Here is a 15,643-nt window from a genome sequence, read left to right as displayed (position 1 = left end):
TATATTTATATTTATATTTATATTTATATTTATATTTAATAAATCACAAAATATGAAAACATTTCAATTTAATTATATTATTAATATCAATTTTAATTAAATATATATATTCTTATGAACATCCTGAATAAAATATAAAATACAGAAGCCTACGTTGCTAAATAACCTTAATAAAAGCATTGATAAAGCACTGGTATTTTATCCAGCAATTCTTATAATAATAACACACATAATAGAATGAAATATTGCCTATTTAATTTCTCTACCATAATATAAACAATAATCATTTGATATTATCGTATAATTAAATAAATGTTACTATTTTGCACAACATTGCCAATAAGATAACAAGGAGACAATAAGTGCCATTTTTAAGGAAACGAGAAGCAAACAACATTCTAAAGCCTATGACAGCAACAACGGTCGGTTTATCTGCAATCTCTTTAATCTTCCTTTTTACCGTTCCCGCTCAAGCAAGCGATTTCGTCAATTTTCAATCCATTGACACCAGCCTTTACCTGCAATTCGAAAATAAAGTCGCCCCCCAGAAAACGATTTCTCCCATCGTAGAGGCATTTGGTAATTATAAGATTGGCGATATGTATGTTTACAGCATTTGGCAAAATTCGCTGCAACATGACTATCAAGGCGATAAAAGCACCTATTACTATAAATTCGTCCCCAGACTCAGTGCCAGCAAAATGACGGGGTATGATCTTTCCTATGGCCCATTAAAAGATGTGCTGTTTGCCCAGTGGATTGCTAAAACTAAAAACGTAAAATACGATTATTTCCCCGGTATCAGCCTTGACTGGCAAGTCCCTGGGTTTAGCTGGCTGCGTACCCTGTTTTATTTTGAAAATAATGCAAAAGGAAATTGGAACGATCAACGAATTCATATTGACTATGCCATTCCTTTCAATAATCAATTGGGGGATTTTCGGATCGTAGGGACGTTAGATTATACGCTTGGGTTACACGATAATCCTGAAATGCTGGAGTTCAAGCCAGAATTGCATTATGACTTGGGGAAAAAACTGGGCTATCAATCAGGGCATTTATGGACAGGCCTTGTTCTGAATACAACCAAGAATAAGTACAAAATAAAAGATACACCGTACTATCGCACGAACCAATTCAGCTATGGCGTGTTTATTCGATACAGCTTTTTCTGATAAACACATAAAATAGTGCTGTTTTTAGTGGTTTATAGCCTTTATGGGGTCACAATGTCCATTCAACACGACAAATTCGGGCGTACTTATCAGTGGTTTTTGCTGGTACTTTTAGGTATGGTATATTTTTTATCCACAGCAACAACCTTTACGTCATTGGGCGTTGTTCTGCCCAGCATGATCAATGAGCTGGGCTGGAACTGGACAAGTGCGGGTTTGGGATTCTCTCTGCTTGGCCTGACCTGTGGACTTTCCAGTTTTCTGCCAACATTGTTCATCCGCAAGATTGGTGTCCGCTTCACCCTATTCATTGGTCTGCTGATTTTTCTTGCCGGTTTCTACCATCTGTATAACACCCATGTCATTTCATCTTATTTTATCGGAACAGCCTTATTGGGTGTCGGTTTTACCTTTTTAGCCACAGTTCCCGGCACTTATGTCATTTCACGGTTATATGAAAAACAGTCCCTTGCCTTTGGTTTCTATTTCACCATCGGTGGGCTGGGGGGCGTCATTGGCCCGTGGATCTATTTTCTGGCCACCCGTGTCTGGGGAACGTGGCGTATGCACTGGATGATTTCCGCCATTGTTCTGACCGTATTCGTACTTCTGACTATTTTTATCCTACAAGAAGGCAAACGGGAAGTTGCCCATGCCAAGGCCGTTAATCAAAAGCACAATAGCCAGAACCCCCTGAAAATTTATCGCACTAAACAGCGCTGGACTGCACGGAAAGCGCTGCGTACATGGCAATTCTATGCCATTGCCGCCACTTACACCGCGTTTTTATGGTGTGGTATTACAGTTAACAGTTTTGCCGTAGCCCACATTATCGAGAATGGCTTCAGTGAAGCTATCGCCGCAGGGCTGCTGAGTTCAATGGCCTTTATCAATGCTTTTTCAAGACTGGCTGGAGGCGCGGTAGGCGAGTGGCTTGATCCGAAAAAATTGCTGATTGGCAGCCTGACGGTCATCATTATTGGCTTGATCGCGCTGAGTATCGCGTCTTCATGGCCTTTCTTGATTGGATTCACGCTATTTGTCGGTATGGGCTATGGGATGACTTTCCTCGCCTCCAGTGTCCTACTGGCCAACTATTTTGGACGTAAGCCCTATCTGGAATTGTTTTCGGTCATGAACCTGATTTCTACTCTGGCTTGTCTGGCGCCTTTTTTTGCCGGGGCGATCAAAGATTATTCAGGCAGTTTTACTTCGGCTTTCCTCATTATTGCCATCCCCGTATGTGTTGTTCTTGTCGTAACATTGATGATGAAACCGCCTGCTCAAAAAATGAAAAAGCGTTTAGTCGACAATTCCCCATTCACCGAATAGGGTAATAGACGAACTGAAACAGTGCACAAACAAGGAAATAGTGATGTCAAAGAAAGAGTTCGGTGTATTCCTGCCCATCGCTAAAGGTGGGTGGATCATATCCAAAAACACGCCACCACTGGATGCGTCTTATCAACAAAACCGGGAGGCTGCCATTCTGGCCGATCAGATTGGCCTTGATTTCATTATGTCCATGGGTAAATGGCGCGGGTTTGGCGGGGAAACAGACCATTGGGGTAGCTCGCTCGAGTCTGTCACGATGATGGCCGGCATTGCTGAGGTCACTCACCGCGCCAAGTTGATCGCCACGGTTCATGCGGGGCTGCACAATCCCGCAGTGACGGCCAAAATGATCGCCACGCTGGATCATATCAGTCAGGGACGTGCAGGGCTGAATATTGTTTCCGGCTCTTTCAAAGATGAGTTTGAACAGATGGGCGAATGGGATGGCAGCTTGGATCATGACCAGCGCTACGCCATGACGGAAGAGTGGACACAATTGATCAAAAGGCTCTGGCGTGAAAAACACGTTGATCATGAAGGAACCTATTTTCACCTGAAACAGTGTGTTTCTGAACCTAAACCGCTTTCACTGCCCCGTCCTTATCTGGTTTGTGCCGGCCAATCCGAACGTGGCCTCCATTTCAGTGTGCGTCATACTGATGTCTGTTTTATCGGGGGCAAGGATGAGGCAGAAACCCGCAAAATTAGTTTAACCGCCAAGCACATTGCATCAGAGTGCAACACAACCACCAAAACTTTCTGCATGTGTACGGTCATTTGTGCCGAAACCGATGCCTATGCTGAAACTCTCGCTCAGTTTTATCGCCAAGGTTTGGATGTAGAAGCGGTCAGAAATATGATGCACAGTTTTGGTGTCGATGTAGATGGCAAAAACAATGCCATGGTTGAACGATCACAAAATGCTTTCATGACCCATACCGCCATTGGTACGCCAGATACCTGTTACAAGCAACTGTCAGATTTACTACGTACCTGTGAGCTGGATGGCGTGATGTTAATCTTCCCTGATTATATTAAAGGATTGAAAATATTCGGCGATCAGATCCTGCCCAAATTGAGGGCTGAGTTTGACTGATTGGCCAGATTTATTTAATCAATCACGCTTGCTTTGAAACATGGGGAAACCTTTCTGTAAAGCTTCCCCATTTATTACCGTTAGTGCACTAGTGGTCGATTTATTCCGGCAAACGTCGGTGCAGCCCTTTACCCCGCAGCAATCGAATCCCTAACCAACTACCGCACAATGAAAGCAGCAGGCTACTGATGATAGGAAGCAGGAACCACATCTGCCATTGCGGTTGCCACGGGAACTCAAACACTTTTGTCTGCAACAACCAGAGTGCCACTTCCGCACCAAATGCCGCAGCCAGACCCGCCATGAAACCCAGCAGGGCAAATTCACTCCACAATGTGCGCCGCAGCAGTTTCTTGCTCGCCCCCAAGGTACGATAAACCACCAACTCAAGCTGGCGTTGGCTCATGCCTACCTGAATCTGTGCCAGCAGAAGCAGCGCACCACAAATCATTACCAGAACAACCATAATTTCCAGTGCCTGACTGATTTGCTGCAAGATCCCCTGTATCTGTTTAAGCATAGTCCCAATGTCCAGCATACTAATGGTCGGGAAATGACGATTTATTTCCGTTAGAAGCTGTCCATCTCCTTCATAATGAAAACTGGTCAACCATGTCTGAGGCTGATTATCCAGCGTCTCTTTGGAAAAGATAAAGAAGAAATTCGGATGCAGGCTTTCCCAATCTACCTTACGAATACTGCTCACACTGACCTGAAATGTCTGTGTATTACCCGTAAATGTCAGTTTATCTCCCACATTAATGTGCAGCTGTTCTGCTACACCCTGCTCAATGGACACTTCCTTCGGTTTCGGTGGCCACGTTCCTTCCACAAGAGTATTAAATGGGGGTAATTCGGCCTTCCATGTCAGATTGAGTTCGCGACGCACTGTCGTGCTTTTGGGATGCCTTTCGTCAGCCCATTCAATCGCCGACTGCCCATTCACTTCCGTCAAACGCGCCAGAACCACAGGATAGAACTCAGTCGGCTTCACTTGATATTTCGCCAGCAAGTCATTCACTGGTGGAATTTGCGCCTGAGTCATGTTGATCAGGAAATAATTCGGGCTATCCGGTGGCAATTGTTGCTGCCATCGGCTTAATAAATCGCCCCTCGCCATCACGAGTAATGCCAGTAACATGAATGACAGCGAAAATGCAGCCAGTTGCGTCATGGTCTGGAACGGGCGGCACAGCAGCCGATTAACCGCCAAACGTAAACTAAGCTGGCGAAATGTCATGCGACGCAGCAGCCATAAGCCGCCCCAGCCCAAAATTGCCAGCAGCAAAGCGACCATCGGCACTCCCGCCAGCAATGACCATAAGAGCGGCTTAGTGCCCGCCAGTAGTACCAACCCTCCCGTTATAATCAGCGCCACGGTGGGCAGGTAGTAACGTAACGGCCAGATCGCCGCAGTGACATCACTGCGCAATACCCGTGATGGCTGCGTCGCCATTAGCTGACGATAAGGGCGAATTCCCACCAGCAGGGCAATACCCAACAGCGAACCTATCGCCCACATCCACGGCCACATACCCGCTTCCGGTAACATTTTGGGCAACATCGCCGCCAGAATCCGAATCAAAGCGGACTCAAAAACCAAACCTAAAATGGAGCCGACAACAATGGCAGCGAGCAATATCACCAGCCACTGCCCAACGATCCACTGACGCAACGCCCAACGCCCTGCCCCCAGTGTTTTCAAGATCGCAATCAGGTTATGACGACTACGGCAATAGTGCGTCATCGAAACAGCTACCGCCGCCGCCGCAAGCAACAACGTTAACAGTGCCGACAACAGCAAAAATTGCTGTGCGCGATCGATGGACTGAGCCAGTGCGCCGCTGTCCTGTTTCAATGTGAGCCAACGTTGATCCGCTTTTAATTGTGGGTCGATCAATTGCTGGAATGCTTGTATGGACTCTGATGAGCCGGAAAACATATAGCGGTAAGTCAGGCGGCTTCCCGGTTGGATTGCGCCTGTCGCTTTGGCATTTTCAATATTGATTAAAATACGCGGAGAAAGCTGGAATGGATTGAAGCCGCTATCAGGTTCCTGAAGCAGCTCACCACGGATCTTCAATACCGCATCGCCCACGTCAAGGCTATCCCCTACTTTAATCCCCATTAACACCAGTAAACGGGGTGCGACCAGCACCGAACCTTTTTCCGGTTTCAATCCCTGTGGACTGGTCTCCAATTCACCATACAGCGGATAATGTTCATCAGCCGCTTTCACCTGAGCCAGTTGCGGAACGTCTCCCGCATAGGTCATGGTCGAAAATGAGATCTGGCGGCTCAATGTCAGCCCTCGTTCCTCTGCCTGTTTCAGCCAAGATTCATCAACGGGATAAGAAGCCTGCAATACCAGGTCACCCGCCAGAAAATCACGGCTCTGGTAATGAACGCTCTGGTCAATCCGATCGCTGATGCTCCCTAATGCCAACACACAGGCCACGGCCAACGTCAGGGACAGCCAGATAATTAATAGCGATGGTGTACGCCATTCACGCCAAAACCAGCGCCAGATCATACTTCCTCCTGCAATGTTCCATCCACCAGACGTAAACGACGCTGGCAACGGGCAGCAAGCTGGCTGTCATGGGTTACCAAAATCAACGTGGTGGCGTAATCGTGATTGAGGGAAAATAAGAGATCCGCGATGCGATCACCCGTTTGGCGATCAAGATTGCCGGTCGGCTCATCGGCAAACAGGATTTTTGGACGAGTACTGAATGCCCGTGCCAAGGCAACTCGCTGCTGCTCTCCTCCCGAAAGTTGGGCTGGCATGTGTTTCAGGCGTTGCCCCAACCCTAACTGTTTAAGTAGTTCAATGGCATTCTGACGACTTTGATTTTCTGATTCACCGCGAAGCAGTGCGGGTAGCTGAACGTTTTCCAGCGCGTTTAAAGTTGGGATCAACATAAATGACTGGAAAACAAAACCCACATTTTCCGCTCGCAGCTGCGCCCTTTGTTCTTCGTTCATACGGCTAATATTTTGCCCCAATAAGTGGACTTCACCGCCGCTGCCATCATCCAGCCCCGCAATAATACCCAGAAGGGTCGATTTCCCTGACCCCGATTCACCAATCAAAGCAATTGTCTGCGCAGGCTCGACAACCAGCTCAACACCTTGCAATATATTAATTACCTGTTCCCCCTGACCAACATGTTTAGTGAGATGATGAACTTTAAGAATACTTTCTACAGCCATGTATGTTTCCTTTTATTGTTAGTGCTATGCAGCGCCAGAGCAACCGCAGCGGATACCCTGCTTATCTTGGGTGATAGCCTTAGCGCCGGTTATCGCCTGCCCGTTGAGCAATCATGGCCGACTCTCATGGCAAAAGAATGGCAGCTATCCGGCAATAAAACGGCTATCGTGAATGGCAGTATCAGCGGCAATACCACTGCACAGAGTCTTCAACGCTTGCCTGAATTGTTGAAACAGCACAACCCCAAGTGGGTTCTGGTTGAACTCGGAGGTAACGATGGATTGCGGGGTTTTTCCGTTCAACAAATAGAACAAGATCTGCAAAAGATAATTACTTTAATCAAACAGGCAGACGCTCAGCCTTTATTAATGCAGATTCGTATTTCGCCAAATTATGGAAAACGCTACACCCAATCTTTCGCTAAGATTTATCCTTCATTATCGGAGCGTAATCAGATCCCGCTGCTACCCTTTTTCATGGAACACGTTGCTATCAAGCCTGAATGGATACAAGATGATGGCCTGCATCCCAACCAACTCGCACAACCTTTTATTACTCATTGGATGTCTGACCAACTGTCGGCATACATCCCCTTTAAGTAAGAATATTTATTAATAGTAAATCATTTATTTCAATAAATTGATGTAAACAAGCAGGTAAAGTTATGCAAAAAGCGGTTCTTATTACCGGATGCTCCAGCGGAATCGGGCTGGTCGCCGCCAAAATCCTTCATCAACGTGGCTACCGAGTATTTGCCGCTTGTCGCAAACCCGCTGATTTAGCACATATGCGCGAATTGGGATTGGAACCCATAGAATTGGATCTGGATGATAAAGAAAGCGTTGAACGCGCCGCCGAACAAGTCATTCAATTAACCCATGGACGTTTGTTCGGGTTGTTTAATAATGGGGGATTTGGCGTTTATGGCCCATTAGAAAGTGTTTCCCGCGAACTGATGGAAAAACAGTTTTCAACTAATTTATTTGGTACTCATCAATTGACCTCCCTATTATTGCCCGCCATACGCGCTTATGGTAAAGGGAGAATTGTTCAGACCAGCTCCGTATTGGGATTAATCTCTACGCCAGGCCGTGGGGCATACGCAGCCAGTAAATTCGCCCTTGAAGCATGGTCAGATACGTTGAGAATAGAACTGGCAGACACGGGAATTAAAGTCAGCCTAATAGAGCCCGGCCCAATCACGACGCGTTTTACAGAAAATGTGAACCAAACACAGCGCGATCACCCTGTCGAAAATCCAAGTCTTGCAAACCGTTTCAGACTCACACCTGAGGATGTGGTCACTAAGTTGATTCATGCTCTGGAAGCCCCCAACCCCAAGCTACGTTATCCGGTAACATTATTGTCCCATGCCATGACAATTCTACGGCGCATATTACCCGCGATATTAATTGATAAAATCGTGAAGTGGCAAAGCTGATTAAGATTGCAAATCCCACTGATTAACCTTATTTATTCATGTCATCGCCTTATAACGAACTTAAGAGAAACATCCCATGGAATCGATAACGAACACTAATAACCATACTGACCATATCATTCATATCAATGAATCTAATATTGCCCCAATGATTCAGCATTCACTCACTCAGCTTGTCGTGTTCTATTTTTGGTCTCCACAGAACCTGCATTGCCATGAATTGGAAGAGACCCTTGATAAGCTGGCGCATGAGTATGCCGGGCAATTTGCGCTGGCCAAAGTCGATTGTGACCAATTACCTAATATCGCTGCGCAATTTGGTGTACGTACTGCGCCAACCGTGATTTTCGTACAAGAAGCCCGCCCTGTTCACGGTTTTGAAGGAATTCAGACAGACGAAACTATCAGAAAAATGTTTTCTCAATTTCTGACTCAACAAAAAAAATCACTGTTAGAGCAAGCAAATGAACGACTTGCGGAAGGGAAAAATCAGGAAGCTTTATCTTTACTGAAAGAAGCGCATCAGACCGAGCCAAAAGAGATTGAGATTACATTACTATTAGCTCAGGTATATATTTCGCTCAATCACCTTGAAGACGCCCAAAACATCTTGGATACCCTTCCATTAGAAGAACAAGATCAACGCTACAATGATTTGCTGGCAATCCTTGAGTCACAGAAGCAGGCGGCAAATTCTCCTGAGATTCAACAACTTCAGCAAGCGTTAGAAATTCAGCCAGAAAATGCTGAACTTGCTGTTCAACTTGCCACGAAACTGCACGAAGTTGGCCGCAATGAAGAAGCTCTGGAACTGCTATTCAATTTTCTGAAAAAAGATCTTTCTGCTGCTGATGGTGCAGTGAAAAAAACGCTGATGGATATTATTTCCGCTCTCGAAACCGGAGATACACTAGCATCTAAATACCGTCGTCATGTATACTCTTTACTCTATTGATTAAGCAATACTTATATATTCCATAATTAGCTAATAAAGGAATCGTTATGGATTTACTCTCTTTGGGTACTGTACCCATTCTTATCATTATTGCAGTTGTCATCGTCTTTACTTGTGTAAAGACCGTTTCACAGGGCTATCAGTGGACGGTAGAACGCTTCGGGCGCTATACCCGCACACTGACGCCAGGGCTGCATATCATCATGCCATTTGTTGATCGTATCGGCCGTAAAATCAATGTGATGGAACAGGTTCTGGATATCCCGTCACAGGAAGTGATTTCCCGTGACAACGCCAACGTCACCATTGATGCCGTCTGCTTTATTCAGGTTGTCGATCCCGTGCGGGCAGCCTATGAAGTCAGCAATCTGGAACTGGCCATCATTAATCTGACCATGACCAACTTCCGTACCGTGCTGGGGGCAATGGAACTGGACGAAATGCTGTCTCAGCGCGATTTAATCAACAGCCGTCTGCTGACTATCGTCGATGAAGCCACTAACCCATGGGGTGTGAAGATCACCCGTATTGAGATCCGCGATGTGCGTCCACCGAAAGAGTTGGTCTCTGCGATGAACGCTCAGATGAAAGCCGAGCGTACCAAGCGTGCAGATATCCTTGAAGCGGAAGGTGTTCGTCAGGCTGCCATTCTGAAAGCGGAAGGGGAAAAACAGTCACAGATCCTGAAAGCGGAAGGTGAGCGTCAATCTGCGTTCCTGCAAGCTGAAGCCCGTGAACGTGCCGCAGAAGCAGAAGCGCGCGCAACAAAAATGGTATCTGACGCCATCTCTGACGGTAATATTCAGGCAATTAACTACTTCGTCGCCCAGAAATATACCGATGCCCTCACCCGTATTGGGGCCGCCGATAACAGTAAAGTCATCATGATGCCGCTGGAGGCCAGTAACTTGATGGGCGCTATCGGTGGTATTGCGGAATTGATTGGCGAAAGCAAGAAGAGCAAACAGGATAAATAGCCATGATTGAACAGATTGCCACTCAACCCGTCTGGTTCTGGCTCTGTTTTGGTGGCCTGCTGCTGATTGCAGAATTGCTGGGAACGGGGGGATATCTCCTGTGGACGGGAACAGCGGCCGTCGTTGTCGCCTTGATCACATGGATTTTCCCAGAGATGAGCTGGAAACTGCAAGGCATTCTGTTTGCGGTTCTGACATTGCTGTCTGCCATTGCGTGGCGTAGCTGGCTACGCTATCGTCCACGCAAAAATAGCGATGAGATGCTCAATCAAAAAAACCAGCAGTTAATTGGGTTTCATGCCCGCTTAACCAGCGCTACCGAAAACGGCTATGGCCGGGTCAAACTAGCCGATGGCAGTTGGCGTGTTCATTGTGACAGGGAACTTCCAGCCAATACGGAAGTGGAAGTGATCGCCGTCGACGGGATCACGTTGAAAGTGAAACCCGTCGCAAATCAACCGTGATGCGTACAACAGCCGGATAATTGCTCAATGATGGGGCAATCTGCCCCATCATCTCCCGGACATTCCGCCGCCAATGCCAGCAGTTTGCCCCTTATTTTCTGCAATTTCACCATAGTGTTTTCTATTTCAGCCACTTTTTGCAGGGTCGCTGTTTTCACATCTGCACTATGGCGACGAGGATTGTGAAACAACCGCAATAGCTCACGGCATTCTTCAAGCGTAAACCCCACTTCTTTCGCCTGACGCAACAGAGTCAGTTCATCAATATGCTTGTGCTGGTAATAACGATAGCCATTATCTCCGCGCTTCGGCGCGGAGATCAGATCTTTTTCTTCATAAAACCGGATAGCTTTGCTGGTTAAACCGGTCTTCTGAGCAATTTCGCTGATATTCATAATTTCCCCTTGACCCTCCCCTTGCAGGAAGGTTTAGCCTTAATGATATCGCCGCTATTTTTCTTGAGTTATCAATATCACTATCTTTTTATCACGGTAAATAGATAAAGATAAGTATATCACTCTGTATCAGGAAGGAGATTTTGTTATGTCCACAACAACCATTCTTGCACTTCAGGGGTTAACCTGTATGCACTGTGTTGGCAGTGTCAAAAAAGCATTGGAAAATGTATCCGGTGTTGAACAGACTGATGTTACCCTTGATTATGCCAAAGTTATCGGAAATGTATCCCCCACAGTCTTAATTACCGCGATTACCGATGCGGGTTATGAAGCCGTCGTCGCCACTCAGCCCGATATTGAGTTACAACTTTCAGGCTTAAGTTGCATGAAATGCGCCGGTAAAACCCAAAAAGCGCTGGAGGCGGTAGAAGGGGTTATTACGGCCAAAGTCGATACTCAGATCGCAAAAATTTACGGCAAAGTAGAGAGTAATACTTTAGTTAAGGCCGTCGAACAAGCCGGATATCACGCTGAGTTAGCGGCAGGTATAACCTTCCCAAAAACTGAGCCGCTGACAATATCTTCCTTACAAGTACCAGAGTTTTTAGCAGCGGCAGGAAACGCAACTCCGGTCAGAAATCCCGAAAATACAGTTCTTCATGATACTCCCAATAATGACAATGACAGTATTCAGCTTCTGCTGGATGGCATGACCTGTGCAAGTTGTGTCAGCAAGGTACAGAAAGCGCTGCAATCCGTCGATGGGGTAGAAAATGCCAGAGTGAACCTTGCAGAAAGAAGTGCATTAGTCACAGGTATAGCCTTCCCCAACGCCTTGGTGGATGCGGTCATCAAGGCAGGTTATGGCGCGGAAGTGATTCAGGATGAAACCGAACGTCGCGAGCGTCAGCAGCAAGTTGCACAGGCCAATATGCGCCGTTTCCGCTGGCAATCAGCTTTTGCCTTAGTTGTAGGGGTTCCGGTTATGGTTTGGGGTATGTTCGGTGACAATATGGTGCTCACCCCCTCAAATCACGCTATTTGGCTGACGATTGGTTTGGTGACACTGGCTGTCATGGTATTGGCAGGCGGCCATTTTTATCGCAATGCGTGGCAAAGCCTGAAAAATGGCAGTGCAACCATGGATACGCTGGTCGCTCTGGGTACAGGCGTAGCCTGGCTCTATTCTATCAGCGTCAATTTATGGCCGGAGATTTTTCCACCTCAAGCCCGTCACCTTTATTATGAAGCCAGCGCTATGATCATCGGTTTGATCAACCTCGGCCATGCTCTGGAACAACGCGCCCGCCAACGCTCTTCCAAGGCGCTTGAACGATTGCTGGACTTAACGCCTCCGACTGCACGGGTGATCACCGAAGAAGGTGAAAAAACGCTGCCATTGGCGGATGTGAAACCCAACATGATACTGCGTCTGACCACCGGTGATCGCATACCTGTCGATGGTGAAATTATTCAGGGCACCGTCTGGCTGGATGAAGCTATGCTGACAGGCGAACCGATCCCTCAACAAAAATCAACGGGCGAGGGCATTCATGCAGGAACAGTTGTTCAGGATGGGACGGTGTTGTTCAGAGCTGCTGCGGTTGGCAGCCAGACGACACTGGCTCGGATCATCAAACTGGTGCGTCAGGCACAAAGCAGTAAGCCTGAAATCGGCCAATTAGCAGACAAAATATCATCAATATTTGTTCCCGTCGTCGTTGCCATCGCGCTAATTGCTGGTGCTATCTGGTATTTCATTGGCCCTGCTCCACAAGTCATGTACTCGCTGGTCATCATCACTACCGTCCTGATTATCGCCTGCCCCTGCGCCCTTGGATTGGCGACACCGATGTCCATTATCTCTGGCGTGGGACGCGCGGCAGAGTTAGGAGTGCTGGTGCGTGATGCCGATGCCCTGCAACAAGCCAGTCAACTGGACACCCTTGTTTTCGACAAAACCGGTACGTTGACAGAAGGTATGCCACAAGTCACTGAAATCCATACTTTTAACGGTTTCACCGAAGAACAGGTATTGTTATGGGCTGGCGCGTTGGAGAGTGGCTCAAATCATCCTCTGGCAAAAGCCATTGCGCTGAAAGTGGAAGGGCAGAAATTGCCAGAAGTACAGCAATTCCGCACATTGGCCGGATTGGGAATACGTGGAGAGGTGGGAGACACAACACTGCTGTTAGGGAATCAGAGCTTGCTTGAGCAAAATCAGGTTGAAACGGCGGAATTAAAAACCTTGATGTCGGCACAGGCAGAAAAAGGCATAACACCCGTCATTCTGGCGGCCGATGGGAAAATCGCTGCCCTGTTTTCCATTCGTGATCCTCTGCGTCAAGATACCTTTTCTGCCCTGCAACGCTTGCATCATCAAGGTTATCGTTTAGTCATGCTGACGGGGGATAATCCGGTAACGGCCAATGCTATCGCTAAAGAAGCAGGGATTGATCAGGTCATTGCCGGTGTTTTACCTGATGGTAAAGCGGCAGCCATTCAAACACTGCAATCTGAAGGCCGGAAAGTCGCCATGATCGGTGATGGTATCAACGACGCACCTGCACTGGCGCAGGCAGATGTAGGCATCGCAATGGGGGGTGGCAGTGATATCGCCATTGAAACTGCGGCAATTACCCTGATGCGCCATAGCCTTCACGGTGTTGCTGATGCTGTTGCGCTTTCCAGAGGAACATTGCGCAATATGAAGCAGAACCTGTTTGGCGCATTTGTCTACAATACATTAGGCATCCCGATTGCGGCGGGTATCCTGTATCCCTTCACAGAGACGTTGCTAAATCCTGTGGTTGCCGGGGCAGCAATGGCGTTGTCTTCGATTACAGTCGTCAGTAACGCTAATCGGTTATTGCGCTTCAAACCCAAGCATTGAATTTCAGAATAAAGTCTACAAAAGCTTATTATTCAGCCCACGACAAGCTAAACAGAACGGAGTTTAGCTTTTCGTCTATAACAATCTTCCCACTTTCTTGTTAACCTTTAACACGTTAGCATATCGATGAGTGCCAACTATTGGAGTCTGTAACATGGGGAAATTGATGACATATCTCAACAATGTATTAGGACTGAATTCCCAACGGCATTATCCCTATCCTGCTTTTGACATCACCCTGCCACAAAATAGGCATTTGCACATCGTGGGTAGCATTCACATGGGCACAGAAAACATGTTTCCACTTTCTGAGATACTACTGGAACAACTGGAACAGTGTGATGCCCTCATCGTTGAAGCGGACATCACGCAACCCGGATCTCCCTTCAAAGAAAAATTTCCAGAACAAGTTGCGCTGTCACTGCGTTTATCACCTGAACATTTTGACCGTTTAACGCATTACTGCCATGAAATCCAGCATCCTCTAAAGGCACTGGATTCATTACCCTCATGGCAAATTGCTTTGATATTACAAGCAGCTCAAGCCCAATATTTGGGATTACGCCCTCAATATGGTATTGACTGCCAATTGCTGGATAGCGCAAAAGCCATCGATAAGACCATTATCGAGCTGGAAGGAACGGATACCCAGGTTAACTTACTTACCAGCCTGCCAAATGGGGGACTTTCACTGTTGGAAGATACACTCATCCATTGGCATACCAATGCGCGTGCTTTACAGACGATGATTAGCTGGTGGATGAATTACAAACCTGCACAGCCAAACCAAACGCTGCCGCAGACCTTCTGTGAAGAGATTCATCAGACATTGATGGCCGGACGCAACCACCAATGGAGTGAGCAATTACATGCTTTGCCGGCAGGCAAGTATCTGGTTGCCGTAGGGGCTCTGCATCTTCATGGTGAAAACAATCTGCTACAGATGATGGAAAGGCCACAAGGATAAAAACTCGCTCACTCATCTCATTTTTACAGGAAAAACTTACAGGAAAATAGTATGACTCCCGCCGTTATTTTACTGGAAAAACACCAGATTAACTTCAGGCTTCATCCTTATGAACATGATACGAATGAACATAGCTTCGGTGATGAAGTCGTTAAAAAACTCGGTTTGGATGCTAAACAGGTTTTTAAGACACTCTTGGTTTCATTGAATGGTGATCCCAAAAATCTCGCTGTCGCAGTCACGCCTGTTGCAGGACAGTTGGATTTGAAAAAAGTCGCCAAAGTATTCAAGGCTAAGAAAGCAGAGATGGCAGATCCCCAACTGGCACAAAAGGTGACTGGCTATCTGGTAGGCGGCATTAGCCCACTAGGGCAAAAAAAACGTTTGCCCACCGTTATCGATAGTCAGGCTCAAACCTTACCAACCCTATTTATTTCTGGAGGCAAGCGAGGGTTAGATATTGAATTGGTACCAACCGATTTATGCCAACTACTTAATTGTTCCTTTGCCGATATTGCTAAAGTCTGAAAACAAACTGCAATTACCATTGAATTTTTCGAGCTGGCTCTGTTTTCTTGAAAGCAGAGCTTAGTCCTATATTGTTCTATTCTAGAATGCCGATATACTGTCCTCAAACCAGAAGTCATGTTAAGTAATCAAGAAAAATTAATTGCAAATTTAGCACCATAACCTTCCAATAGAGTATTTAGCTCATACTCCACGGT

At 46.6% G+C, this 15,643-nt stretch carries 14 protein-coding genes; 11 read left to right on the top strand and 3 right to left on the bottom strand.

The annotated features are described in order from the left end of the window. The first annotated feature begins 362 nt into the window (after positions 1–362). The 3 genes from NXS07_RS16205 to NXS07_RS16195 are packed head-to-tail and all read left to right on the top strand — an operon-like array spanning position 363 to position 3,606. Complete coding sequence (locus tag NXS07_RS16205; protein ID WP_258087147.1) at positions 363–1,175, top strand: outer membrane protein OmpK; 813 nt, start codon at positions 363–365, stop codon at positions 1,173–1,175. A 54-nt stretch (positions 1,176–1,229) separates the two neighbouring features. Beyond that, complete coding sequence (locus NXS07_RS16200; RefSeq protein WP_038223842.1) at positions 1,230–2,507, top strand: MFS transporter; 1,278 nt, start codon at positions 1,230–1,232, stop codon at positions 2,505–2,507. A gap of 43 nt (positions 2,508–2,550) precedes the next feature. After that, positions 2,551–3,606, top strand: a complete 1,056-nt coding sequence (locus NXS07_RS16195; RefSeq protein ID WP_238125140.1) for an LLM class flavin-dependent oxidoreductase — start codon at positions 2,551–2,553, stop codon at positions 3,604–3,606. A 100-nt stretch (positions 3,607–3,706) separates the two neighbouring features. Here the strand turns inward: NXS07_RS16195 and ybbP are convergent, their stop codons facing one another. Together ybbP and ybbA are read right to left on the bottom strand one after the other, a co-directional pair. Then, a complete protein-coding gene (ybbP, locus tag NXS07_RS16190) occupies positions 3,707–6,139 on the bottom strand; it encodes a putative ABC transporter permease subunit YbbP (RefSeq protein ID WP_238125139.1) in 2,433 nt (810 codons plus the stop codon). Next, positions 6,136–6,822 (bottom strand): putative ABC transporter ATP-binding protein YbbA, encoded by a 687-nt coding sequence (gene ybbA, locus NXS07_RS16185; RefSeq protein ID WP_038205587.1) that lies wholly within the window; start codon positions 6,820–6,822, stop codon positions 6,136–6,138. Before ybbA ends, ybbP begins: the two co-directional genes overlap by 4 nt. Between ybbA and tesA the strand changes: the two genes are divergently transcribed. From tesA to NXS07_RS16160, 5 genes are all read left to right on the top strand, one after another. After that, positions 6,793–7,425: a multifunctional acyl-CoA thioesterase I/protease I/lysophospholipase L1 gene (tesA, locus tag NXS07_RS16180; protein WP_258087148.1), complete on the top strand. Its 633-nt coding sequence runs from the start codon at positions 6,793–6,795 to the stop codon at positions 7,423–7,425. The two genes, ybbA and tesA, sit on opposite strands and share 30 nt — an antisense overlap. Before the next feature lie 62 nt (positions 7,426–7,487). Beyond that, entirely contained in the window at positions 7,488–8,264 is a 777-nt protein-coding gene (locus NXS07_RS16175) for an SDR family oxidoreductase (RefSeq protein WP_258087146.1), read from the top strand. Positions 8,265–8,340: 76 nt separating this feature from the next. Continuing rightward, positions 8,341–9,219, top strand: a complete 879-nt coding sequence (locus NXS07_RS16170; RefSeq protein WP_038216767.1) for a thioredoxin family protein — start codon at positions 8,341–8,343, stop codon at positions 9,217–9,219. A gap of 47 nt (positions 9,220–9,266) precedes the next feature. Then, on the top strand, positions 9,267–10,196 hold the full coding sequence (locus tag NXS07_RS16165; protein ID WP_038205575.1) for an SPFH domain-containing protein: 930 nt from the start codon (positions 9,267–9,269) through the stop codon (positions 10,194–10,196). A gap of 2 nt (positions 10,197–10,198) precedes the next feature. Further along, on the top strand, positions 10,199–10,660 hold the full coding sequence (locus tag NXS07_RS16160; protein WP_038205572.1) for an NfeD family protein: 462 nt from the start codon (positions 10,199–10,201) through the stop codon (positions 10,658–10,660). Here NXS07_RS16160 and cueR read toward each other — a convergent pair. Further along, positions 10,651–11,055, bottom strand: coding sequence for a Cu(I)-responsive transcriptional regulator (cueR, locus tag NXS07_RS16155; protein ID WP_038205569.1), 405 nt, complete (start codon positions 11,053–11,055; stop codon positions 10,651–10,653). The genes NXS07_RS16160 and cueR overlap by 10 nt on opposite strands. Before the next feature lie 148 nt (positions 11,056–11,203). Between cueR and copA the strand changes: the two genes are divergently transcribed. The 3 genes from copA to ybaK all read left to right on the top strand — a co-directional run bounded on the left by copA (position 11,204) and on the right by ybaK (position 15,446). Then, on the top strand, positions 11,204–13,951 hold the full coding sequence (gene copA, locus NXS07_RS16150) for a copper-exporting P-type ATPase CopA (RefSeq protein WP_258087145.1): 2,748 nt from the start codon (positions 11,204–11,206) through the stop codon (positions 13,949–13,951). Positions 13,952–14,105: 154 nt separating this feature from the next. Further along, complete coding sequence (locus NXS07_RS16145; RefSeq protein ID WP_038205563.1) at positions 14,106–14,918, top strand: TraB/GumN family protein; 813 nt, start codon at positions 14,106–14,108, stop codon at positions 14,916–14,918. Positions 14,919–14,969: 51 nt separating this feature from the next. Continuing rightward, complete coding sequence (gene ybaK, locus NXS07_RS16140) at positions 14,970–15,446, top strand: Cys-tRNA(Pro)/Cys-tRNA(Cys) deacylase YbaK (protein WP_038191901.1); 477 nt, start codon at positions 14,970–14,972, stop codon at positions 15,444–15,446. Positions 15,447–15,643: the final 197 nt, after the last annotated feature.

Source organism: Xenorhabdus bovienii, assembly GCF_024721015.1.
Lineage (GTDB): Bacteria > Pseudomonadota > Gammaproteobacteria > Enterobacterales > Enterobacteriaceae > Xenorhabdus > Xenorhabdus bovienii.
The sequence above is the reverse complement of the archived record's forward strand: the minus strand, read 5'-3'. Positions and strand labels throughout refer to the sequence as shown.

What these genes read in the sequence shown, in the direction of transcription:
- tesA (WP_258087148.1), top strand. Translation starts at nt 6,793, where the DNA reads ATGAACTTTAAGAATACTTTCTACAGCCATGTATGTTTCCTTTTATTG.
- ybbA (WP_038205587.1), bottom strand. Translation starts at nt 6,822, where the DNA reads ATGGCTGTAGAAAGTATTCTTAAAGTTCATCATCTCACTAAACATGTT.
- cueR (WP_038205569.1), bottom strand. Translation starts at nt 11,055, where the DNA reads ATGAATATCAGCGAAATTGCTCAGAAGACCGGTTTAACCAGCAAAGCT.
- NXS07_RS16145 (WP_038205563.1), top strand. Translation starts at nt 14,106, where the DNA reads ATGGGGAAATTGATGACATATCTCAACAATGTATTAGGACTGAATTCC.
- NXS07_RS16195 (WP_238125140.1), top strand. Translation starts at nt 2,551, where the DNA reads ATGTCAAAGAAAGAGTTCGGTGTATTCCTGCCCATCGCTAAAGGTGGG.
- NXS07_RS16175 (WP_258087146.1), top strand. Translation starts at nt 7,488, where the DNA reads ATGCAAAAAGCGGTTCTTATTACCGGATGCTCCAGCGGAATCGGGCTG.
- NXS07_RS16165 (WP_038205575.1), top strand. Translation starts at nt 9,267, where the DNA reads ATGGATTTACTCTCTTTGGGTACTGTACCCATTCTTATCATTATTGCA.
- NXS07_RS16160 (WP_038205572.1), top strand. Translation starts at nt 10,199, where the DNA reads ATGATTGAACAGATTGCCACTCAACCCGTCTGGTTCTGGCTCTGTTTT.
- NXS07_RS16200 (WP_038223842.1), top strand. Translation starts at nt 1,230, where the DNA reads ATGTCCATTCAACACGACAAATTCGGGCGTACTTATCAGTGGTTTTTG.
- ybaK (WP_038191901.1), top strand. Translation starts at nt 14,970, where the DNA reads ATGACTCCCGCCGTTATTTTACTGGAAAAACACCAGATTAACTTCAGG.
- ybbP (WP_238125139.1), bottom strand. Translation starts at nt 6,139, where the DNA reads ATGATCTGGCGCTGGTTTTGGCGTGAATGGCGTACACCATCGCTATTA.
- NXS07_RS16170 (WP_038216767.1), top strand. Translation starts at nt 8,341, where the DNA reads ATGGAATCGATAACGAACACTAATAACCATACTGACCATATCATTCAT.
- copA (WP_258087145.1), top strand. Translation starts at nt 11,204, where the DNA reads ATGTCCACAACAACCATTCTTGCACTTCAGGGGTTAACCTGTATGCAC.